This window comes from Streptomyces sp. PCS3-D2, from assembly GCF_000612545.2.
Taxonomy (GTDB): Bacteria; Actinomycetota; Actinomycetes; order Streptomycetales; family Streptomycetaceae; genus Streptomyces.
Genome location: NZ_CP097800.1, coordinates 3,375,384 through 3,396,136 on the forward strand (window position 1 = coordinate 3,375,384; position 20,753 = coordinate 3,396,136).

Below are 20,753 nucleotides of genomic sequence, written 5' to 3' on the forward strand. Positions count from 1 at the left end.
CCGGTCAGTCCGGTGCGGGCCACGCCCGCACCGCCACCGGCTGGACCAGCCAGCCGAAAGCGCCCAGGCCGGACCGGGAGGTGAGCTCCGCCGCCTCACCGGCCGAGGCCAGGGCCCGTACGTAGGCCGCCGGGTCGGAGGAGGCCAGGGCCAGCGGGGGCCGGGCGCCCGAGACCCCGAGGGCGGTCAGGGCCTCGCGCTGGGTCAGCAGGACCGCTCCCGGTCCGGCGCAGGCGTCCAGCGCCACGTGGGCGGTGATGTCGCAGCCGCCGTCCGGAACCGGTGCGACCTCCCGGCCTCCCCGGAAGCCCGTCAGGGTGCCGAACGGGGGCCTCGCCCGCCGGGTGTGGGCGTAGTCCACGGCCACCGCCAGGCCCCGCTCCAGGTTCCCGGTGGCCGCCGCCCAGGCCTCGTCGCGCGGGCGGCCGATCTCCACCCGGCCGCCGCCCGGCCACCACCGCGCCAGCCAGGCCCGGTCGGCGTCCTCCAGCGGGCCGCCCCGGCGCTCCGTGCCGTCCGGCGCGACCAGGACGTAGTGCCCGTCCTCGGCGACGTCGAGCGGGACGTTGTCCAGCCATTCGTTGGCGAAGAGCAGCCCGGTCACCCCCCGGGGCACCTCGCCGGTCCAGCGGATCCGGGCGTCGAGACCCTCGGGCCGCTCCGCGCGCTCCACCGCGTACGGGCGCACGCGGGCCGCCGTCTCCGGGTCCAGCGCGGCGAGCACGCCGGTCAGCAGCTCGGCCCGCCCGGCCCCCACGTCGACGAGGTCGAGCTCCCGCGGGTGGCCGAGCTCCGCATCCACCCATCGCAGCAACCGGGCCACGGCGCCCGCGTACAGCGGGGAGGCGTGCACGGAGGTCCGGAAGTGGCCGGCCGGGCCGGGTCCGGCGGGGCGGACGTAGAAACCGCCGGGACCATAGAGCGCGGCCTCCATCGCGCTGCGCCACCGGACCGACGCTGCGGGTTCACCAGGAGTGCTCATCACCGAAGGCTATGCGCACCCTCCACCTTGGGGAGTACGCCCCCGCTGTCAGGTTCGGACCTCTGGTTGACTCCAGCACCTATCACCGTTCCCTACGCTGGGCTACGTGCAGCGCCTCTACGACTTCCTCCGCAGACACCCGACGGGCGTCGACAGCTTCTGGGCTGTGCTCTTCTTCGGGGTCTCGATGCTGAACGTCACGGGCGAGCCCGACATCAGCCGGACCCTGAAGATCACCGCCGTGCCGGTGGTGATCGCGCTGAGCACGGCCCTGGCTCTGCGCCGCAGGTGGACGCAGGCGATGTTCTGGCTCACCCTCGGGGCGGGCCTGCTCCAGCTGGTCGTGGGGATCGTCGCGGGGTTCTACGACATCGCCATGTTCGTGATCCTCTACACGGTGGCGGCGAGCGAGGTCCCGCGCTGGGTCTCGCGCACGGCGCTGGGCTGGGGGCTGGTGGCCGCGCCGCTCTACTTCCTGCGGTACGGCGTGGACAAGGGCGCCAACGACGTCGACAACCTCCTCTTCGCCATCTTCATGATCGTCCCGTTCGTCCTGGCCTGGGTGCTGGGCGACTCGCTGCGCACCCGGCGGGCCTATTACGCCCAGCTGGTCGAGCGCAACCAGCGGCTGGAGAAGGAGCGCGAGGCGCAGTCCAAGGTGGCCGTGGCCGCCGAGCGCGCCCGGATCGCCCGCGAACTGCACGACGTCGTCGCGCACAACGTCTCGGTGATGGTGGTCCAGGCGGACGGTGCCGCCTACGTCATGGACGTGGCCCCCGAGCAGGCCAAGGAGGCCCTCCAGACCATCTCCGGCACCGGCCGGCAGGCCCTGGCCGAGATGCGCCGGCTGCTCGGCGTCCTGCGCACCGGCGAGCCGCAGGAGTCCGAGGACTACGTGCCGCAGCCGGACGTGGAGCAGATCGAGGTCCTGGTCGAGCAGGTGCGGGCGGCCGGGCTCACGGTGGACTTCGCGGTCGAGGGCACCCCGCGGCCGCTGCCCAGCGGCGTCGAGCTGACGGCGTACCGGATCGTGCAGGAAGCCCTGACCAACACCCGCAAGCACGGCGGACCCGACGCGAAGGCCAGCGTCCGGCTGGTCTACTTCGACGACGGGCTCGGCCTGCTCGTCGAGGACGACGGCCGCGGCGCGGCCCACGAGCTGTACGAGGACGGCGGCGCGGACGGCGCCGGGCACGGGCTGATCGGCATGCGCGAGCGGATCGGTATGGTCGGCGGAACCCTGGACGCGGGGCCGCGGCCCGGTGGCGGCTTCCGGATCAGCGCACTGCTGCCCCTGAAGAAGAGATGACGAGGACGAGGTAACTGATGTCCATCCGAGTGATGCTGGTCGACGACCAGGTCCTGCTGCGCACCGGCTTCCGCATGGTGCTCGCGGCCCAGCCGGACATGGAGGTCGTCGCCGAGGCGGGTGACGGCCTGGAGGCACTGGAGGTGCTGCGGGCCACGAAGGTGGACGTGGTGCTGATGGACGTCCGCATGCCGCGACTCGACGGCGTCGAGGCGACGCGGCGGATCTGTGAGCCGGCGGAGCACCCGAAGGTGATCATCCTGACCACCTTCGACCTGGACGAGTACGCCTTCTCGGGCCTGAAGGCGGGTGCGAGCGGCTTCATGCTGAAGGACGTGCCGCCGGCCGAACTGCTGGGCGCCATCCGCTCGGTGCACAGCGGGGACGCGGTCGTGGCCCCGTCCACGACACGGCGCCTGCTGGACCGGTTCGCGCCGATGCTGCCGACGACGGCGCAGGAGCCGGAGAACAAGGAGATCGAGCGGCTGACGGAGCGCGAACGCGAGGTCATGCTGCTGGTGGCGCAGGGGCTGTCGAACGGCGAGATCGCGGCGCGGCTGGTGCTGTCGGAGGCGACGGTCAAGACGCACGTGGGCCGCATCCTGACCAAGCTGAGCCTGCGCGACCGGGTCCAGGTGGTGGTCCTGGCCTACGAGACGGGCCTGGTCCGCGCGGGCGGCGGGGCCGGGTAGCCGTGCCCGCCGCCCGGCCCCGCCGGGGCAGTCGGCCCGGCCGGGGCAGTCGGCCCGGCCGGGGCAGTCGGCCCGGCCGGGGCAGTCGGCCCGGCCGGGGCAGTCGGCCCGGCCGGGGCAGTCGGCCCGCCGCGGGCGGTCAGCTGCCGGGGTCGACCGGCCGCTTGTAGTAGCGCCACGGAAACCACCCCGCACCAACCGGAATCCATCCTTCGGACTCCATCCGCCGGTGCCGCGCGGCGGACGGGAGCGTGATCCGGCAGTGCTCCCAGGGCTGCCCGGAGGCCTCCACCTCGTGGAAGAAGGGGCCGTAGCCCACCATGTGCCAGCCGTCGCGGCCGGCCTCTTCCAGGGCGGCCATCTCGTTGAACGCGGACAGCCCGCCGAGCGTGCGGCGCTCCGGGCCGTCCGGCCCGGAGCCGGCCGGCGGCGCGGGGTGCGCGACCGCGCCCTTGCCCGCGAAGCGCTGCTGGGCGGCCTGGCGGCTCACGCCGAGGACGCGGCCCACCGCGTCCCAGCTGTGACCGGCGGCCCTGGCGCCCTGAACGGCCTCGCGCAGCAGCCGGCTCGCCTCCTCGGCGCCGACGCGGGAGGCGTCCACCAGGCGCAGGTACCCGTGGGGGTCGCGCTCCAGCGAGTCGGCCAGCCCGTCGGGGGCGCCGAGGACGGCTGCGGCGATCGCCTCCCGGATCCGGTCCGTCTCCTCCGGGCGGAGCAGCGGTTCTTCGCTCATCGGCGCGGTCCGGCCAGCGGTTCGAGGGCGTCGAGGACGGCCTCGTCGCGACGCGCCCGCTCGGCGCGGGCCGCCGCCGACCGGGCGGCCAGGGCACCCGTGCCGGCGATGAGCGCCAGGCCCGCCGTCATCAGGACGACGTCGGTGGCGGCGGCGAACCGGGCCCCGAGCATCGTCGTCGCGGCCGGCAGGCTGACGACGAGGGGCAGCACGGCGGCCATCAGCGCGGTGGCGGGAAAGGGGTCCTGGCGCGGGGCCTTCGGTCGCGGAATCAACATGCGTCAAGGAAACCTTGACATGATCGACTTGTCAAGGATTCATTGACACTTGGGTCCGGTGGCGACGAGCGGCGGTTCAGGCGTCCGGCCCGGCCCCCGTCATCCAGCGGTCCGGGCGGGCGTGGGCCCGGGAGGTACGGGAGCGGGCCGCCTGGTCGTACAGGAGCCGAGCGGCCTCGGAAGCCGACCGGAGCCGGGCGGTGACCGTACCGTTCGCTCCGGTGTCCACATGGATGTCGGCGACGCCGCAGGCGCGGGCCCACGGACCCTGAGAGAAGCGGACGCTCTGCACCTTGGCGTGCGGGACGATCTCCGTACGCCGGCACAGACGGCCGTGCCGGGCGGCGAACACCTCCGGGGAGAGCGCCAGGGCGTACCCCTTCCACCACACCGGCACCACCCAGCGCGACCCCGCGTCCGGGGAGCCCGAGAAGGACAGACCCGCCAGGTCCACCCCGGGCAGGACCCGGGCGATCACGGCGTACGCGGCGGCCCGGGAGGCCACCGGCACCAGGACGTCGTTCTTCGACCCGGCCACGGCGAGCTCCACGCGGACCCGGCCGCTGCGCCGCCACAGCAGCGGCTCCACGATCCGTACGGTCTGCACGCGCCCGGGCGGCACCGTCTCATGGGCCCGGTCCAGCATCCCGTGGTCCAGGCGCAGCCCGTCCGGGGACTCGGCCACCCGCCAGTCGTATTCGGTGAGGAAGCGGCCGGCGGTGGCCGCCCAGACACCGCCCAGCATCGGCAGCAGGGTGACGACGGCCGCCCACGGGCTGGAGCTGATCCACCACACGAAGAACGGTGCGACGATCCCGCCGGCGAGTGCGGCCCAGACGCCGAGGCTGAGCGCCAGCGACACGGCGAGCTCGCGCGGGGTCACCCGCAGCAGTTCGCGTTGCGGAGCCTCACCGAGACGTACGGCCTCCTCGGGCGCGAAGCCGGCGGCGCGGGCCAGGAGCTCGGCGCGCAGGGCGACGGCCTCCCGCTCGCCGAGGAAGGCCAGCTGGTCCTTCTCCTCGGCGCCGATCACGTCGAGGCGCAGGCTCGCGACGCCGGTCAGCCGGGCCAGCAGCGGGCGGGTGACGTCCACGGCCTGGAGCCGGTCCAGCCGGATGTGGGCGGTGCGGCGGAAGAGCAGCCCGGTGCGGATGCGCAGTTCGGTGTCGGTCACCGCGTAGTGGGTGAACCACCAGCTCAGGAAGCCGTACACACCGAACGTCAGGACCACGCCCACCAGCGTCACCAGCCGCAGGAGGGTGGACAGGTCCGCCACCCAGCGCACCGCCCGGTCGCCCTGCTGGGCGAGGACGCCGACGGTCGCGGCGATCGGCACCCAGGCGCGGCGCAGCGGCGTGAAGGGGTGCAGCCGGCGCTCGCCCGCCGGCCCGCCGGGTGCGGACCCGGCGGAGCCCGCCGGAGGGGAGCCGACGGGGCCGGGCCGACCGGCGCTCACAGGCCCGCCGACCTTGCCTCGCCGAGGGCGGCGAGCCGGTCGCGCAACCGCTCCGCCTCGGCCGGCGCCAGCCCCGGGATCCGGGCGTCGGTGGCCGCCGCCGCCGTGTGCAGCTGGACGGAGGCCAGGCCGAAGCGCCGCTCCAGCGGGCCGGAGGTGACCTCGACCAGCTGCATCCGGCCGTACGGGACCACGGTCTGCTCCCGCCACAGCACTCCGCGGCTGATCAGCAGGTCGTCGGCGCGCTCCGCGTACCGCCAGGACCTCCAGTTGCGGCCGATGAGCACCCAGCCCCAAGCCCCCACGGCGAGCCAGAACACCCCGACCGCCGCCCACGCCGGGCCCACCAGCAGGCCGAGCAGCAGCCCGGTCGCCACCGCCAACAGGACGGTCCAGCCCACGAGCAGCGTCCGCCGCAGGGTGAGCAGCCCACCCGGCAGCCCGACCCAGCCGGGCTCGCCCGTCTCCCCCTCAGTCCCCGTATCCATCCCCCCACCTTAGGGTCACGGCGTGACGGCCAGGCAGGGCCCACCGTGCCCGGCCTGGTCACCACGCCACCACCCGCGGCTGAGACAATGCCCGCATGACGGAGACCACGGTCGGCATCGGCGGAGCGGCGGAGAGCACCGACATGGTGCTCAACATCGGCCCCCAGCACCCTTCCACGCACGGCGTGCTGCGCCTGCGCCTCGTCCTGGACGGCGAGCGGATCGCCAGCGCCGAGCCGGTGGTCGGCTACATGCACCGCGGCGCCGAGAAGCTCTTCGAGGCCCGTGACTACCGGCAGATCGTCATGCTCGCGAACCGCCACGACTGGCTGTCCGCCTTCTCCAACGAGCTCGGCGTGGTCATGGCGGTCGAGCGGATGCTCGGCATGGAGGTCCCCGAGCGGGCCGTGTGGATGCGGACCCTGCTGGCCGAGCTGAACCGGGTCCTGAACCACCTGATGTTCCTCGGCTCCTACCCGCTCGAACTGGGCGGGATCACCCCGATCTTCCACGCGTTCCGCGAGCGCGAGGAGCTCCAGGCCGTCATGGAGGAGATCTCCGGCGGCCGCATGCACTACATGTTCAACCGCGTGGGCGGCCTCAAGGAGGACCTCCCCGCGGGCTGGCTCGGCCGGGCCCGCGCCGCGATCGCCGACGTCCGCACCCGGATGGACGTCTACGACAAGCTGGTCCACGGGAACGAGATCTTCCGCGGTCGTACCCGCGGCGTCGGGGTGCTGTCCGCCGAGGCGGTGCACGCGTACGGCGTCTCCGGACCGATCGCCCGCGCCTCCGGCGTCGACTTCGACCTGCGCCGCGACGAGCCGTACCTGGCCTACGGTGACCTCCAGGACGTCCTGAAGGTGGTCACCCGCACCGAGGGCGACTGCCTGGCCCGCTTCGAGTGCCTGCTGGAGCAGACCCACAACTCCCTCGACCTCGCCGTGGCCTGCCTGGACCGGATGGACGCCCTCCCGCCGGGTCCGGTCAACCAGCGCCTGCCCAAGGTCCTGAAGGCGCCGGAGGGGCACACCTACGCCTGGACCGAGAACCCGCTGGGCATCAACGGCTACTACCTGGTCTCGAAGGGCGAGAAGACCCCCTACCGGCTGAAGCTGCGCAGCGCCTCCTACAACAACATCCAGGCCCTGGCCGTGCTGCTGCCGGGACAACTGGTCGCGGACATGGTGTCGATCCTGGGCTCGCTGTTCTTCGTGGTCGGCGACATCGACAAGTAGCCGAGGCCCGCAGCGCGGCCGCCCGGGGGGCGAGAGCAGCCCCCTCCGCGCCCGGCCCGGCCGCCCGGGGCCTGCGGGCCCCGGCGGCGCGGGACCGATGTCGGCGCGGCAGGGCACACTGGGCGGCATGTCCCACTCCCCCCGCCGGTCCTGCCCCGCCTGCGGCCGCGACTGCGCCGTCACCGCGGGCCGCATCGCCCGCCACGACCCGCCCGGCGCCCGCGGCGAGCTGGTGTCCTGCCCCGGATCCCGGGCCCAGGTGGTGCTCGGCGCCTCCGCACCGACGCTGGACGGCTTCGTGCTGCCCGAAGTGCCGGGGCAGCTCCCGCTGTTCTGAGGCGCCGGCCGGCCCGGAACGGCCGCCGTGCGCCCCACCTCAGCCCTCCGTCGCGGCCAGCAGGCCGATCAGCCGCGAGCTGCTCTCGGCCCCGAAGCCCGCGTCGACCCCGCGGCGGTACAGCTCCGCGTGCGCGGCCAGGATGGCGGTGTCCACGCCCGAGTCGGCCGCGGTGTGCAGGATGTGCTCGACGCTGGCCGCGCACATCGTCAGGCGCTGGTCCTCGCCGCGGTGGCCGCGATCCACTTCGGCAACGAGGAGTTCGCCGGGCTCCTGCGCGCGGGGCTCGCCGCCCGCCCGGACCCGGCCGAAGCGGTCGAGGCGGTCACCGGCCTGCTCGCGGAGGCCCTGGAGGCGTCCGACTGGCGCGACGGCTGCCCGGTGACGGCCACCGCCCTGGAGACCGTCGGCCGGCTCCCCGATCTACAGGCGGCCTGCGCGCGGGCCTTCGCCGACTGGCAGGACCTGGTCGCCGCGAAGCTCCTGGCGTCCGGCTACCCGGAGGAAGAGGCGCGCGATCTGGCGATCACCGTGGTCGACACCCTGGAGGGCGCGGAGATGACCGCACAGGTCACCCGCAGCCGGACCCCGCTCCTGGTGGCGGGCCGGCACCTGGCCCGGCTGGTGGCCTCGTACGGGCCCTGACCGGGGAGGCCTCGTACGGGCCCCGACCGGGGAGGAGAGGGGGCCAACCCCTCAGGAGATGGCGGTGCGCAGCCGGACCACGTCGATCGGCTCGGTCTCGTCGTGGGCCGTCAGGTCGATGACCTGGCCCACCGAGCGGGTCTCTTCGGTCGGCGGCTTGAACTCCGGCCCGGCCGACTCATCGGCGGACTCCGCCTTGTGCACGGCCAGTGCCTCAGCTCCCACCACGTCGGCCAGGTCCTCGTTCTGGACCGCCTCGATCGCCGCACGGGCCTGCGCCGCGTTCTTGGTCCCGAAGAAGTCGAAGCCGCCCTCGACCCGGGAGGCGGTACGCCGCTGGGCCGCGTAGGGGGCCACTGCGGCCGCGGGACGGCGGGCCGGTACCGAGGTGGCGGCGGTGGCCGCCGGCGGCGGGGCCGTGGGCAGTTCACGCGCGGCCCGCGCCGTGGGCAGCGCCCGCTCCTGGGCCTTGCGGGCCAGCGCCACCATGGCCGCGTGGGCCCGGGCATAGCCGACGGAGGTGGGCGCGCCCGCGGAGGTGCGCTCCTCGGAGACGGCCGGAAGCTGCTTCTGGTCGGCCGGGGCCGTGGGCGAGGACGCCTCGATCTCCAGCAGCCGGCCCTTCTCCAGGGCGCTGGCGCGCTCCGTCTCGGCCGTCGCGTACCGGCGCAGCAGGGCCGCGTGCTCGCCCCGCAGGCCGGCGAGTTCGACGCGCTTGGCCCGCAGCTTGGCGTCGAGCCGGGCCCGCAGCATCCGGGCCTCTTCGAGGTCGGACTCCAGCTCGGCTATCCGCTCGTCCGTGCGCCACTCGTCCTTGACCCGCTCGCGGGCGAGCTCCGCGACCCGGCGGCCCGCCGCCCGGTCCCAGGCTCGCATCACGACGGCGCCGGCGATCCCGGCGGCCGCGGCGAGGGTCGCGAGCAGCCTCAGCGTGGTGGCGTCGACGGGGCCGGCCAGCAGCCAGGCGGCGCCGGCGCTGGCGACGGACACACCGGCGACGGCCGTCGGCGTGAGCAGCCGGTGCAGGGGTTCGGGATTGCGGTGGCGTCCACGGGGCATGGCCTGAAATTTACAGGGCGTAGAGGTCGTGTGGGGTACCCACCCGGCAATCTGTTCCCGGGTAGTTACCCCACATTTCTCCATCAACCAGTTGGCACTACTTCTTCACGAGGCCCTTCGACTCCAGGTAGGCCCTCGCGACGTCGGCGGGCTTGGCGCGTTCCGCGTCCACCTTCCGGTTCAGCTCGATCAGATCGGCGGTCGTGAGCGCCTTGGTCAGTGTGTCGAGCGCGGCCGCGACCTCGGGGGCTCCGGCGTCCTTGGCGTTGACCACCGGCAGCACGTTGTCCGCGTTCTGGAGCTTCTTGTCGTCCTCCAGCAGGACCAGGCCGAAGCTGTCGAGGGTGGCGTCCGTGGTCGTGGTGAGGACGAGCTGGTCGACGCCGTCCTTGACGGCCTGCTTGGCCTGCGGGGTGCCGACGCCCTTCGGGTCAATACCGGAAACTTGAATTCCGTATGTCTTCGTCAGCCCGGGCCCGCAGAAGGGACGGACGGAGCATTCGTCGCCCGCCGCGATCTTCACCTTCAATCCCGACTTACCAAGATCGGAAAGGGACTTGAGGTTGTTCTTCTCGGCGAATTCCCTGGTCACCGCGAATGCGTTCTGATCGACCGCCGGACCGGCGGGCAGCACCTTCAGCCCGAGCGGCGCCGCGAGCTTCTCCAGGCCCGCCACCGTCGCCGCGACGTCACTCGACGCGACCGGAGTCTCTTCGGGCGCCTTCGGCCCGTTCACCTTGGCGTTCAGGAACTCCGCGAGCGTGGCCGCGTACTCCGGGACGACGTCGATCTCGCCCTTCTCCAGGGACGGTTCGTACAGCTCGCGGTTGTTGACCGTCTTGACGGAGGTGCTGTAGCCGGCGTCCGCCAGGACCTGCGCATACAGCTCCGCCAGCACGTTCGACTCGGTGAACCCGGCCGCGCCGATCACCAGGCTGCCCCGGCCGCCCCCGGCGGGGGCGGCGGAGGAGCCGCCGTCCTTACTCTTCTCCAGGCTGTCGCCCCCGCAGGCGGCCAGCGACACCGTCAGGGCCAGGACGCCCAGGGACGCGCCGAGGACGCGCGAGGTCTTGGTCATGGAATTGCTCCGTTCGGAGTGGGTAAGGGGAATCAGCGGTGGGCGCCGACGTGGGGCAGCAGCCGTTCCGCCGCCACCAGCACGCCCTCCACCAGCAGGGCCAGGGCGGCCACGAGCAGGGCCCCGGCGACGACCTGCGGGGTGTTGTAGGTGTTGAACCCGGCGGTGATGATCCGGCCGAGACCGCCCTGCCCGACCATGGCGGCGATCGTGGCCGTGGCGATGACCTGGACCGAACCCGACCGCAGCCCGGTCATCACCAGGCCGCGCGCGAGCGGGAGTTCCACCCGCCAGAAGAGCTGACCGCCGGACATGCCCATCCCGCGGGCGGCCTCCACCACCGAGCGGTCCACCTCCCGCATGCCGACGTACGCATTGGTCAGCAGGGGCGGGACGGCGAACAGCACGAGCGCGGCCACCGTCGGCAGGTAGCCCGCGTTGCGCAGCGGGGAGACCATGAAGAGCGCCAGCACCGCGAAGACCGGCACCGCCCGCCCGACGTTGGAGACGTTGACCGCGAGCGTGCCGCCCCGGCCCAGGTGGCCGAGGTACAGGCCGACCGGCAGCGCGATCGCGCAGGCGATCGCCAGGGCGAGCCCGCTGACGTAGACGTGCTCGCCGAGCCGGTGCCAGACGCCGTCCTCCCCGGCCCAGTTGGCACCGCTCGTGAGCCAGTCCCAGGCCCCCGTCACCGCACCCATGCCCTCACGCGCCCTTCCCGCGGGCGGCCGGCCTGCCGCCCGCCCGGGTCCAGGGCGTCAGCATCCGCTGCAGGCCGAGCAGCAGCAGGTCCGCGACGAGCGCCAGCAGCACGCACAGCACCGACGCGGTGAGGACCTGCGCCTTGAACGAACTGCTCACCGCGGGCGCGATGAGGTTGCCGAGGCCGCCCTTGCCGACGATGGAGCCGACCGTGGTGAGCGCGATCGTCGAGACCGTCGCGATCCGCACGCCGGCCAGCAGCGCGGGCAGCGCCAGCGGCAGTTCCACCTGCCACAGCAACCGTCCGGGGCCGTATCCCATGCCGCGCGCGGCCTCCCGGACCTCCTCGGGAACGGCCTCCAGGCCGGCCAGCGCATTGCGGACCAGGATGGTCAGCGAGTACAGCACCAGCCCGGTCACCACGAGCGCCGCCGACAGCCCGAACACGGGCAGCAGCAGGGAGAACATGGCCAGCGAGGGGATCGTGTAGAGCAGGGTGGTGAAGGTGAGCACGGGCGCCGACCAGCGCCGACCACGGCGGGCCAGCAGGGCGAGCGGCACGGCCACGACCAGGCCGATCAGGACGGACACCCCGGTAATCCACACGTGCTCGACGGTGGCGTCGGTGAGTTCCCGCGAGCGCGACGTGACGTAGTCCCAGCAGATCCAGTCGTTCGCCACCAGGCAGTTCTGCCCCGCCACGCGCCTCACCCCCCGCCCTCACACGTACACACGATCGATCCCACTGCCTTGGACGACCCTAACCCCCATCGCGGCAGATGGCCGGAATCCTTCGCACGAGGACGCCATGACCTTCACCTGCGGACGGCGCGCGTGAGGAAAGATGGATCCGTGATCCGATTCGAGCATGTGACCAAGCGCTACCCCGACGGGACGACGGCCGTCGAGGACCTGTCCTTCGAGGTGGCGGAAGGAGAGCTGGTCACGCTGGTCGGACCGTCCGGCTGCGGCAAGACGACCACGATGAAGATGGTCAACCGGCTCATCGAGCCGACCTCCGGCCGGATCCTGCTGGGGGGCGAGGACATCGCCGCCGCCGACCCCGTCGAACTGCGCCGCCGCATCGGCTACGTCATCCAGCAGGTCGGGCTCTTCCCGCACAAGACCGTGCTGGAGAACACCGCGACCGTGCCGCAGCTGACCGGCACCCCCAGGGCCGCCGCCCGCGCCCGGGCCGCCGAGCTGCTGGAACTGGTCGGACTGGACCCGTCGGTGTACGGGAGCCGGTACCCGCAACAGCTCTCCGGCGGGCAGCGCCAGCGCGTCGGCGTGGCCCGCGCGCTCGCCGCCGACCCGCCGGTGCTGCTGATGGACGAACCCTTCGGTGCCGTGGACCCGGTGGTGCGCGAGCGGCTGCAGAACGAGTTCCTGACCCTCCAGAAGACCGTGCGCAAGACGATCCTGCTGGTCACGCACGACCTGGAGGAGGCCATCCGGCTCGGCGACCGGATCGCGGTCTACGGGACCGGCACCATCGAGCAGTTCGACCGCCCGGCGGCGGTCCTCGGAGCCCCGGCCACCCCGTACGTGGCCTCCTTCGTCGGCGCCGACCGGGGGCTCAAGCGGCTCGCCGTCACCACGCTCGGGACCGGCGACCTCGCACCGGCCGGGGGACCGGCGCCCGGGGTGTCGGTGGAGCTCGGTGCGACGCTGCGCGAGGCGCTCGCCGCCCTGCTGCAGGAGGACTCGGGCCGGATCGGCGTGACGGACCCCGACACCGGCGAGCTGGCCGGCGTACTGACCCCGGAAGGCGTCCACCGGGCCCTGCGCCGGGCCGAGTTGCAGCAGGCCTGAGGAGGCGGCACGGCAGAGGGGCCCGACCTCCCGGTCGGACCCCTCTTCACGCGGTCGCACCGCACGGCCGTCAGGCCTGGATGCGGCCGCTCATCCACATCAGCATCGGCGGGATCTCCCGGCGCCAGGTGTTGAAGTTGTGGCCGCCGCTGTCGAGGATGATGGACGAGACCCGGTCCGGGCCCTGCACCTTCTTGATGAACTTCCGGGTGTCCGCCAGGTTCGGCTCACCCTTCTCACTGCTGGTGACGAGGAAGGACGTACCGGCCGGCTTCTTGTTCTCCATCACGTGCAGGATGTCCGCGCGCTTCTTCAGCTTCTCGTCGCCGTGGAAGAGGTCACCGGTCGTCGGGTCGTCGGGAGCGTCGTAGTACGCGGACAGCCCCGCCGCGGCACCGTAGGTCTGCGGGTAGTGCGCGGCGATCTTCAGAGCGCAGTAACCGCCGGTGGAGTTGCCGATGAAGCCCATGTTCTCGGGCTTCCGCCCGACCCGGAAGGTGTCCTGGATGGCCTGCGGAAGGTCCACCCCGAAGAAGGTCTCCGTCTGCGGGCCTCCGGGGACGTCGACGCACTCGGTGTCCCGCGGCGGCGCCACCGTCGGGCGCAGCATGACCAGGATCATCGGCTTCATCTTGCCCGACTTGGAGAGGCTGAAGGCCTTCATCGGGTAGTCGAGCCCTTTGATCAGGTTCTCGGCGGTGCCCGGGTAGCCCGTCAGGACGACGGACGCCGGAAAGTTCTCGTCCTTGTGCTGCGGCTGGAAGTACTCCGGCGGGAGCCAGACGTAGCCGGGGCTCGTTATCTTCGACTTCTGCCCCGATATGGCGACCTTCAGGATCTGACCGCCCACCTGGGGCTTGGCGCCACCGGGGACGTCCAGCTTCTGCTTGTCGACGACCTTGATGTCCTTGCTGCTCATGGAGTGGTCGACGACCTTGCCCATCGACGTCTCCCGGCCGAACAGGTCCGCCCAGGAACCGTAGAACAGGAAGGACTTGTTGGCCGCGAGCCCCACCGCGGAGAACAGCGCCAGCTGGGTCGCCAGCAGGAGCCCGACACGGCCGGCGACCGTACGCCAGCTGCGGCCCGAGAGCTTCGGCCAGAACCAGATGGTGGCCGCGAACAGCAGCACACCGGCGAGGACGGCCAGCGCCAGGACCGTATTACTGGTGAGACCCATGAGCAGTCAGTCGACTTTCTGATGGCAGGACTGGAAATTTCCGGCGGAAGAGTGAACCCGCTGTCCGTCGATGCCGTCCTAGGGGACGCACCACACACCGGAGGCTGTCGCGGCCTTCGGCCACATGATCTCTCGCGGAGCAACGGGAAGCGATGTCTAGCAGGATAGATGGCGATAAGTCGGGACAGGTTCCGAGCAGGGTCCGCCGAATCCTCAGGGGCCCACAGCCGGAGTCGGTGCCCGGCCTGGTAGGTACGGCCGTCATGATCGTCGGCCTTCTGGACATCGCGGCGGGCGTCTTCCCGCGCTTCCGGCACAGCCGGATCCACGCGGTCACCGAGGTGCTGCCCGGCTCCCTCGGACCCTTCGCCGCCGCCCTGTCCATCAGCGCGGGCGTACTGCTCCTGCTGCTCGCCCACGGCCTCAAGCGGCACAAGCGGCGCGCCTGGCGGGCCGCCGTCGTCCTGCTGCCCGCGGGCGCGGCCGCGCAGTTCATCTACCGCCACTCGATCATCGGTGTGGTCATCGCGGCGGTGCTCCTCGCGCTGCTCCTGCGCCACCAGGGCGAGTTCAAGGCGCTGCCGGACCCGCGCAGCCGCTGGAAGGCACTGGCGAACTTCGTCCTGATGAGCGCCGGCTCCATCGGCCTGGGCCTGGTCATCGTCAACGTCCACCCGGGCAAGGTCGTCGGCACCCCGAGCCTGTACGAGCAGATCACCCACGTCGTCTACGGCCTCTTCGGCTTCGAGGGCCCCGTCGACTACGCCGGCCGGGTGTCCTGGACCGTCGGCTACTCCCTCGGCGCACTCGGCATGCTGACCGCCCTCACCACCATCTACCTGGCCCTGCGCCCCGAGCACCCGGCCGCCCGGCTCACCGCCGACGACGAGGGCAGGCTGCGCGAGCTGCTCGCCAGGCACGGCGGACGGGACTCCCTCGGCCACTTCGCCCTCCGCCGCGACAAGGCCGTCGTCTTCTCCCCCAGCGGCAAGGCCGCCGTCACCTACCGCGTCGTCTCCGGCGTGATGCTCGCCTCCGGCGACCCGATCGGCGACGTGGAGGCGTGGCCCGGCGCGATCGAGCGGTTCATGGAGGAGGCCAAGGCCCACTCCTGGACCCCCGCGGTCATGGGCTGCAGCGAGACCGGCGGCGAGGTGTGGACCCGCGAGACCGGACTCGACGCCCTGGAGCTGGGTGACGAGGCGATTGTCGATGTCAAAGACTTCTCCCTCTCGGGCCGCGCCATGCGCAATGTCCGCCAGATGGTGAAGCGCATCGAGCGCAACGGCTACACCACCAAGGTCCGCCGGGTCAGCGAACTGACCGACGCGGAGCTGGAGCAGGTCCGCGGCGCGGCCGAGGCCTGGCGCGGCACCGACACCGAGCGCGGCTTCTCGATGGCTCTCGGCCGCGTCGGCGACCCGGGCGACGGCGACTGCTTCATCGCCACCGCACACCGCGTGGAGGAGGGCGACACCAGCCCCTTCGGCGATCTGAAGGCCATCCAGCACTTCGTGCCGTGGGGCAAGGACGGCATGTCCCTGGAGCTGATGCGCCGCGACCGCGGCGCCGACCCTGGCATGAACGAACTGCTGATCGTCGCCTCCCTGGAAGCGGCCCCGGCCCTCGGCATCGAGCGGGTCTCGCTGAACTTCGCGATGTTCCGCTCGGCACTGGCCCGTGGCGAGAAGATCGGCGCCGGCCCCGTCCTGCGCATGTGGCGCAGCCTGCTGGTCTTCCTCTCGCGCTGGTTCCAGATCGAGTCGCTGTACAAGTTCAACGCGAAGTTCCGCCCCCGCTGGGAGCCGCGCTTCGTGGTCTTCCGCGCCACCCGCGACCTGCCCCGCATCGGCTTCGCCGCCATGCAGGCCGAGGGCTTCGTGACGCTGGCCCTGCCCCGCCTCTTCGCCGCCCGCCGCCGTCCCAAGCCGGTCCGCACCTGTACGCACAACCTGGTGGCGTCCGTCCCGAAGCAGGCCGAACGCGAGGTCCAGGCCGCCTAGGAGTTGTCGTCAAAGTGTCAGGCCCACATCAGGATCGATGCGAGGGTGACGGCTGCTTTGTAGGACTGGGCGGTCTTGTCGTAGCGGGTGGCGATGCCGCGCCACTGCTTCAAGCGGTTGAAGCACCGCTCCACGACGTTGCGGTGCTTGTAGATCTCCTTGTCGAAGGCCGGAGGGCGGCCGCCGAGGCTGCCCTTGCGGGCCCGGTTGCGGACCTGGTCGGCCCGTTCGGGGATGGTGTGCCCGATGCCGCGGCGCCGCAGCCAGGTGCGGATCGCTTTCGAACTGCAGCCCTTGTCGCCGATGACGTGACCGGGCCTGGCGCGGGGCCGGCCGAGGGGCGGGCTCCGGTGCCCCCTTTTCGGGCACCGGCGGCGTGCTGGTGGGCGCGGACGATGGTGGAGTCGACCGACACCAGCCAGTCGATATCACCCGTGGCGTCGGCCTTGGCCTGGGCGGCCTGGAGCATCCGGTCGAACGTGCCGTCCGCCGCCCAGCGGCGGAAGCGGGTGTGGAGGCTGGTCCACGGACCGTACCGTTCGGGGACGTCCCGCCAGGGGACGCCGGTGCGGAACTTCCACACGATCCCGTTCAGGACCATCCGGTCGTCCAGCCGGGGCGCCCCGGCGCGGGCCGGGGCAGCAACGGGCGTATCAGGTCCCACTCGGCACCGGACAGTTCATGGCGACGTATCACCACACCATGATCCACAATCCAAGATCACTTTGACGGCAGGCTCTAGGCCGAACGGCCTGCGTGGGCGAGGGCGCTGGGCGTGCGGCAGCCGACGATCGCCGGAGCCTCGTGGACGAGCGTGTCGTCGGTGAGCGCCTCCACCATGAACAGCGCGAAGTCCACCCGGCGCGTCAGGTTGCCGGCCAGTACCGGGTCGCCCACGTGCCGACTCCATACGGGCAGCCCCTGACTCTCGCCCTCCTCCAGGTCGCTGCCGCGCACCACGGTCCACCGGGTGTCGCTGGCGAACACTCTGCGGCACGCCTCCACCTGGTCGTCGATCTCCACGGCGCGGACGAGTCTGGCCAGCCGGGTGACGATCCTGACGGTCGTTCTGAACCTCCACGAGTAGCGGTCCTTGCCGTCGCGCGTGATGTGCCAGCCGCAGGAGAAGACCAGCCGCGCGCCCGGCCGTGCGTGGTCGAGCACCGCCTGAGCCGTGCCCGAGGAGTACTGCTGGACGCCCCACGGCGCCAGCACCGTCAGCACCCCGTCGCAGCCGGCCACCGCCCGCCGGATCACCTCGGGGTCGTTCGTGGGGCCGGGCACGACGGTCATCCGGCCCTCGAAGGCGGCGAGCTTCGGCACACTGCGCTCCCGGCACACGCCGACCACCTCATAGCCGCGCTCGAGTGCGTGCCGGACCATGTACTGCCCGAGCTTCCCCGAGGCTCCGATGATGCAGACCTTCTTCACGCGATCCGTGCCCATGGCGCAGCCCTTTCGCCGCCTCGTCAACCTTACGCTGTAAGGCACGGTAGCCTTATGCTGTAAGGCAATCAAGAGGCGCGGAGAAGGAGGAGTGGATGCCCGAGGGAGGCAAGGGCCGGCGCGGGACCTCGGCGCGTACCCCGCTCAGCCGCGAGCGCGTGATCCGCGCGGCGGTGGCCGTCGCGGACGAGAAGGGGGCGACCGCGCTCACGATGCGGGCCATCGCCGAACCGCTGGGCGTCGAGGCGATGTCGCTCTACCACCACGTGGCCGGCCGGGAGGACATTCTCGACGGCATGGTGGACGCGGTGTTCGACGAGATCGAACTGCCGCAGGGCGGCACAGACTGGAAGAGCGCGATGCGCCGCCGCGCGGAGTCCGTCCGCGCCGCCCTGCGACGCCATCCGTGGGCCGTCGGTCTGATGGACTCCCGCTCCCGGCCCGGCCCCGCGACCCTGCGCCACCATGACGCCGTCCTCGGCGTCCTGCGCGCCGGCGGGTTCTCCGTCCCCATGGCCGTGCACGCCTTCTCGCTGATCGACAGCTACCTGTACGGCTTCGTGCTCCAGGAGCTGAGCCTGCCGTTCAGCGATCCGGCGGAACGGGACGAGGTCACGGGCGCCATCCTCCGGGAGATGCCCGCCGACACCTACCCCCACCTCGCGGAGGTGGCCACCGAGCACGTCCTCAACCCCGGCTACGACCACGCGGACGAGTTCACCTTCGGGCTCACCGTCATTCTCGACGCCCTGCGGCCCGACGAGGGTGAGGCCCGGCTCTGATCCCCGGGACGCGAGCCGCGCTCAGGGGCTGCCATATCCAGGTCAGCCCTACCCTTGACCCATGAACACCAAGCGCGGAGCCATCGACCGGGGCCGGGTCGCAGGACTGCCCGAATGGGACCGCTGCGCGGTCATGGGCGTCGTCAACGTGACCCCCGACTCCTTCTCCGACGGCGGTCGCTGGTTCGACACCACCGCCGCCGTCAAGCGCGGGCTCGACCTGGTGGCCCAGGGCGCCGACCTCGTGGACGTCGGCGGCGAGTCCACCCGTCCCGGCGCCTCCCGCGTCGACGAGGAGGAGGAGCTGCGCCGTGTCGTCCCGGTGGTGCGCGGCCTGGCCTCCGAGGGCGTCACCGTCTCCGTCGACACCATGCGGGCGACCGTCGCCGCCCGGGCCGTCGACGCCGGAGCCGCCCTGGTCAACGACGTCAGCGGCGGCCTCGCCGACCCCGGCATGATCCCGGCCGTCGCCGCCGCCGAGGTCCCCTTCGTGGTCATGCACTGGCGCGGCTTCAGCGCCGACATGAACAGCCTCGCCGTCTACGACGACGTGATCGCCGAGGTCACCGCCGAACTCCGGGCCCGGATCGACGCGGTCGTCGCCGGCGGCATCGCCCCCGAGCGGCTCCTCGTCGACCCCGGCCTCGGCTTCGCCAAGAACGCCGACCACGACCTGGCGCTGGTCGCGCACATGGCCGACCTGCGCGCCCTCGGCTTCCCGCTGCTGGTCGCCGCCTCACGGAAGCGCTTCCTCGGCCGGGTCCTGGCCGGCGGCACGGACGCCGCCCCGCCGCCGGCCCGCGAACGGGACGCCGCCACGGCCGCCGTCTCCGCGATCGCCGCGCACCAGGGTGCCTGGGCCGTACGGGTCCACGAGGTACGGGCGACCGCGGACGCGGTTCGGGTGGCCCGCGCCGTGGAAGGGGCACTCTGACCCTCATCGACCGACAAGGAGAACAGTGAGCAGAACCGACATCGAAGCGGTCGAAGAGGTCAACACGGCCTTCTACGAGGCAATGGAGCGGGGGGACTTCGACGCTCTGTCGGCACTCTGGCTGGAGGACGAGATCTCCTGCGTGCATCCCGGCTGGCCGGTGCTCTCCGGCCGGGGCGAGGTACTGCGCTCGTACGCGCTGATCATGTCCCACACCGAGTACATCCAGTTCTTCCTCACCGACACCAAGGTGGCCGTCATAGGTGACACGGCACTGGTGACATGCACCGAGAACATCCTCAGCGGCGGACCCGCCGAGGACGGCGGAGAGCTCGGCCCGCTCGTCGGCCAGCTGGTCGTCGCCACGAATGTGTTCCGACGCACATCGAGGGGCTGGCGCCTGTGGTCCCACCACGGTTCTCCCGTCCTCACGGAGTCCGACGAGGACGACGAGGACCCCTCCTCCTGACCCCTACGGCGGGGGCCGGACTGTTTCGCAGGTAAATTCGAAGTCGGACGACGCCGACCGCACTCGGCGCAGGCCCATGGCCCCGGGGAGCACCGGGACCGGAAGCACTTACGAAAGCAGGAGTGATTCGCGTGGATCGTGTCGCGCTGCGCGGCCTCAAGGCTCGCGGGCACCACGGCGTCTTCCCCCGGGAGCGCGAGGAGGGCCAGACCTTCATCGTCGACCTCGTGCTGCACCTCGACACCCGCCCGGCGGCGGCCGGGGACGACCTGGCGAAGACCGTGCACTACGGGGTGGTCGCCGAGGAGGTCGTCGACGTCGTCCAGGGCGAGCCCGTCGACCTGATCGAGACCCTGGCCGAGCGGATCGCCCAGCAGTGTCTGAAGCACGAAGCGGTGGCGCAGGTGGAGGTCGTCGTCCACAAGCCGGACGCTCCCATCACCGTCCCCTTCGACGACGTGACCATCACGATCACCCGGAGCCGCGCATGAACAACGGACTGAACGCTCAGAGCGACCCCACCGTCCAGCCGGTACCCGCCTCCGTCGTCGAGGCGGTCGACGCGGCGGACGTGACCCTGTCCAACCCCAAATGGGCCGTCATCGCGCTCGGCGCGAACCTCGGCAACCGCCTGGAGACCCTCCAGGGCGCCATCGACGCCCTCGGCGACACCCCCGGCCTGCGGGTCAAGGCCGTCTCCCCCGTCTACGAGACCGAGCCGTGGGGCGTCGAGGCCGGCTCGCAGCCCTCGTACCTCAATGCGGTCATCGCGGTGAAGACCACCCTGCCCCCGTCCTCGCTGCTGGAGCGCGGGCAGGCCATCGAGGAGGCCTTCGACCGCGTCCGCGAGGAGCGCTGGGGCCCGCGCACGATCGACGTCGACATCGTGGCGTACGCCGACCGCGTCTGCGACGACCCGGTCCTCACCCTCCCGCACCCCCGTGCCCACCAGCGCGCCTTCGTGCTGGCCCCCTGGCACGACATCGACCCGGAGGCCCAGCTCCCGGGCCGGGGCCCGGTCGCCGGCCTCCTGGCCGGAATCGGCCTGAGCGGCGTCACGCCGCGCCCCGACCTGGAACTCCACCTCCCCGAGTAGTCGTTAGTAGCCTGTTCACGGCTACTCGCTG

At 72.3% G+C, this 20,753-nt stretch carries 24 protein-coding genes and 1 pseudogene; 12 read left to right on the plus strand and 13 right to left on the minus strand.

From position 1 onward, the window contains the following. Positions 1 to 4: 4 nt before the first annotated feature. Complete coding sequence (locus AW27_RS14510) at positions 5 to 982, minus strand: SAM-dependent methyltransferase (protein WP_052030449.1); 978 nt, start codon at positions 980 to 982, stop codon at positions 5 to 7. Between the two features lie 106 nt (positions 983 to 1,088). On the opposite strand from AW27_RS14510, the gene AW27_RS14515 reads away from it, so the two are divergent. Together AW27_RS14515 and AW27_RS14520 are read left to right on the plus strand one after the other, a co-directional pair. Next, positions 1,089 to 2,291, plus strand: a complete 1,203-nt coding sequence (locus AW27_RS14515; protein ID WP_037921179.1) for a sensor histidine kinase — start codon at positions 1,089 to 1,091, stop codon at positions 2,289 to 2,291. 17 nt (positions 2,292 to 2,308) lie between these two features. Then, a complete protein-coding gene (locus tag AW27_RS14520; protein WP_037921177.1) occupies positions 2,309 to 2,983 on the plus strand; it encodes a response regulator transcription factor in 675 nt (224 codons plus the stop codon). Positions 2,984 to 3,122: 139 nt separating this feature from the next. On the opposite strand, the gene AW27_RS14525 is transcribed toward AW27_RS14520, so the two are convergent. The 4 genes from AW27_RS14525 to AW27_RS14540 form a co-directional block, all read right to left on the minus strand. Further along, positions 3,123 to 3,716 (minus strand): hypothetical protein, encoded by a 594-nt coding sequence (locus AW27_RS14525; RefSeq protein WP_052030447.1) that lies wholly within the window; start codon positions 3,714 to 3,716, stop codon positions 3,123 to 3,125. Continuing rightward, positions 3,713 to 3,994 carry a hypothetical protein gene (locus AW27_RS14530; protein WP_157840230.1) on the minus strand — a complete coding sequence of 94 codons (282 nt, stop codon included), beginning with the start codon at positions 3,992 to 3,994 and terminating at the stop codon, positions 3,713 to 3,715. Before AW27_RS14530 ends, AW27_RS14525 begins: the two co-directional genes overlap by 4 nt. A 76-nt stretch (positions 3,995 to 4,070) precedes the next feature. Further along, on the minus strand, positions 4,071 to 5,450 hold the full coding sequence (locus tag AW27_RS14535; RefSeq protein ID WP_037921173.1) for a PH domain-containing protein: 1,380 nt from the start codon (positions 5,448 to 5,450) through the stop codon (positions 4,071 to 4,073). Continuing rightward, positions 5,447 to 5,938 carry a PH domain-containing protein gene (locus tag AW27_RS14540; protein ID WP_037921171.1) on the minus strand — a complete coding sequence of 164 codons (492 nt, stop codon included), beginning with the start codon at positions 5,936 to 5,938 and terminating at the stop codon, positions 5,447 to 5,449. Before AW27_RS14540 ends, AW27_RS14535 begins: the two co-directional genes overlap by 4 nt. 95 nt (positions 5,939 to 6,033) lie before the next feature. Between AW27_RS14540 and AW27_RS14545 the strand changes: the two genes are divergently transcribed. Together AW27_RS14545 and AW27_RS14550 are read left to right on the plus strand one after the other, a co-directional pair. Continuing rightward, entirely contained in the window at positions 6,034 to 7,176 is a 1,143-nt protein-coding gene (locus AW27_RS14545; RefSeq protein WP_037921169.1) for an NADH-quinone oxidoreductase subunit D, read from the plus strand. 127 nt (positions 7,177 to 7,303) lie between these two features. Next, the gene (locus tag AW27_RS14550; RefSeq protein WP_037921587.1) at positions 7,304 to 7,513 is read left to right on the plus strand and encodes a hypothetical protein; all 210 of its coding nucleotides are present in this window, start codon (positions 7,304 to 7,306) and stop codon (positions 7,511 to 7,513) included. Positions 7,514 to 7,552: 39 nt separating this feature from the next. Here AW27_RS14550 and AW27_RS14555 read toward each other — a convergent pair whose 3' ends face one another. Further along, a complete protein-coding gene (locus AW27_RS14555) occupies positions 7,553 to 7,759 on the minus strand; it encodes an imine reductase family protein (protein ID WP_201773406.1) in 207 nt (68 codons plus the stop codon). Between AW27_RS14555 and AW27_RS14560 the strand changes: the two genes are divergently transcribed. Further along, a complete protein-coding gene (locus AW27_RS14560; RefSeq protein WP_201773405.1) occupies positions 7,745 to 8,158 on the plus strand; it encodes an LmrA/YxaF family transcription factor in 414 nt (137 codons plus the stop codon). The two genes, AW27_RS14555 and AW27_RS14560, sit on opposite strands and share 15 nt — an antisense overlap. A gap of 51 nt (positions 8,159 to 8,209) precedes the next feature. On the opposite strand, the gene AW27_RS14565 is transcribed toward AW27_RS14560, so the two are convergent. The 4 genes from AW27_RS14565 to AW27_RS14580 all read right to left on the minus strand — a co-directional run bounded on the left by AW27_RS14565 (position 8,210) and on the right by AW27_RS14580 (position 11,699). Beyond that, entirely contained in the window at positions 8,210 to 9,217 is a 1,008-nt protein-coding gene (locus AW27_RS14565) for a hypothetical protein (protein WP_063890581.1), read from the minus strand. Positions 9,218 to 9,314: 97 nt separating this feature from the next. Beyond that, positions 9,315 to 10,295 carry an ABC transporter substrate-binding protein gene (locus AW27_RS14570; protein ID WP_037921167.1) on the minus strand — a complete coding sequence of 327 codons (981 nt, stop codon included), beginning with the start codon at positions 10,293 to 10,295 and terminating at the stop codon, positions 9,315 to 9,317. A gap of 32 nt (positions 10,296 to 10,327) precedes the next feature. Further along, entirely contained in the window at positions 10,328 to 10,996 is a 669-nt protein-coding gene (locus AW27_RS14575; protein ID WP_037921166.1) for an ABC transporter permease, read from the minus strand. Between the two features lie 4 nt (positions 10,997 to 11,000). Next, the gene (locus tag AW27_RS14580; protein ID WP_037921164.1) at positions 11,001 to 11,699 is read right to left on the minus strand and encodes an ABC transporter permease; all 699 of its coding nucleotides are present in this window, start codon (positions 11,697 to 11,699) and stop codon (positions 11,001 to 11,003) included. Between the two features lie 150 nt (positions 11,700 to 11,849). Between AW27_RS14580 and AW27_RS14585 the strand changes: the two genes are divergently transcribed. Then, positions 11,850 to 12,812, plus strand: a complete 963-nt coding sequence (locus AW27_RS14585) for an ABC transporter ATP-binding protein (protein WP_037921161.1) — start codon at positions 11,850 to 11,852, stop codon at positions 12,810 to 12,812. A gap of 70 nt (positions 12,813 to 12,882) precedes the next feature. Here AW27_RS14585 and AW27_RS14590 read toward each other — a convergent pair whose 3' ends face one another. Continuing rightward, the gene (locus tag AW27_RS14590) at positions 12,883 to 13,992 is read right to left on the minus strand and encodes an alpha/beta hydrolase (protein ID WP_037921158.1); all 1,110 of its coding nucleotides are present in this window, start codon (positions 13,990 to 13,992) and stop codon (positions 12,883 to 12,885) included. A 152-nt stretch (positions 13,993 to 14,144) separates the two neighbouring features. On the opposite strand from AW27_RS14590, the gene AW27_RS14595 reads away from it, so the two are divergent. Further along, positions 14,145 to 15,995: a phosphatidylglycerol lysyltransferase domain-containing protein gene (locus AW27_RS14595; RefSeq protein ID WP_037921155.1), complete on the plus strand. Its 1,851-nt coding sequence runs from the start codon at positions 14,145 to 14,147 to the stop codon at positions 15,993 to 15,995. A gap of 17 nt (positions 15,996 to 16,012) precedes the next feature. On the opposite strand, the pseudogene AW27_RS14600 reads toward AW27_RS14595, so the two are convergent. Then, a pseudogene (locus AW27_RS14600) lies at positions 16,013 to 16,688 on the minus strand (IS5 family transposase). Positions 16,689 to 16,733: 45 nt separating this feature from the next. After that, positions 16,734 to 17,441, minus strand: a complete 708-nt coding sequence (locus tag AW27_RS14605) for an NAD(P)-dependent oxidoreductase (protein ID WP_037921149.1) — start codon at positions 17,439 to 17,441, stop codon at positions 16,734 to 16,736. Positions 17,442 to 17,536: 95 nt separating this feature from the next. Here AW27_RS14605 and AW27_RS14610 point away from each other — a divergent pair, with 95 nt between their 5' ends. From AW27_RS14610 to folK, 5 genes are all read left to right on the plus strand, one after another. Then, positions 17,537 to 18,223 carry a TetR/AcrR family transcriptional regulator gene (locus tag AW27_RS14610; RefSeq protein WP_037921146.1) on the plus strand — a complete coding sequence of 229 codons (687 nt, stop codon included), beginning with the start codon at positions 17,537 to 17,539 and terminating at the stop codon, positions 18,221 to 18,223. Between the two features lie 61 nt (positions 18,224 to 18,284). Continuing rightward, the gene (folP, locus tag AW27_RS14615; RefSeq protein ID WP_037921142.1) at positions 18,285 to 19,157 is read left to right on the plus strand and encodes a dihydropteroate synthase; all 873 of its coding nucleotides are present in this window, start codon (positions 18,285 to 18,287) and stop codon (positions 19,155 to 19,157) included. A gap of 25 nt (positions 19,158 to 19,182) precedes the next feature. Next, complete coding sequence (locus AW27_RS14620; RefSeq protein ID WP_037921140.1) at positions 19,183 to 19,626, plus strand: nuclear transport factor 2 family protein; 444 nt, start codon at positions 19,183 to 19,185, stop codon at positions 19,624 to 19,626. Between the two features lie 131 nt (positions 19,627 to 19,757). Next, the gene (folB, locus tag AW27_RS14625) at positions 19,758 to 20,117 is read left to right on the plus strand and encodes a dihydroneopterin aldolase (RefSeq protein WP_030010912.1); all 360 of its coding nucleotides are present in this window, start codon (positions 19,758 to 19,760) and stop codon (positions 20,115 to 20,117) included. After that, positions 20,114 to 20,722: a 2-amino-4-hydroxy-6-hydroxymethyldihydropteridine diphosphokinase gene (gene folK / locus AW27_RS14630; protein ID WP_037921136.1), complete on the plus strand. Its 609-nt coding sequence runs from the start codon at positions 20,114 to 20,116 to the stop codon at positions 20,720 to 20,722. Before folB ends, folK begins: the two co-directional genes overlap by 4 nt. Positions 20,723 to 20,753 lie beyond the last annotated feature (31 nt).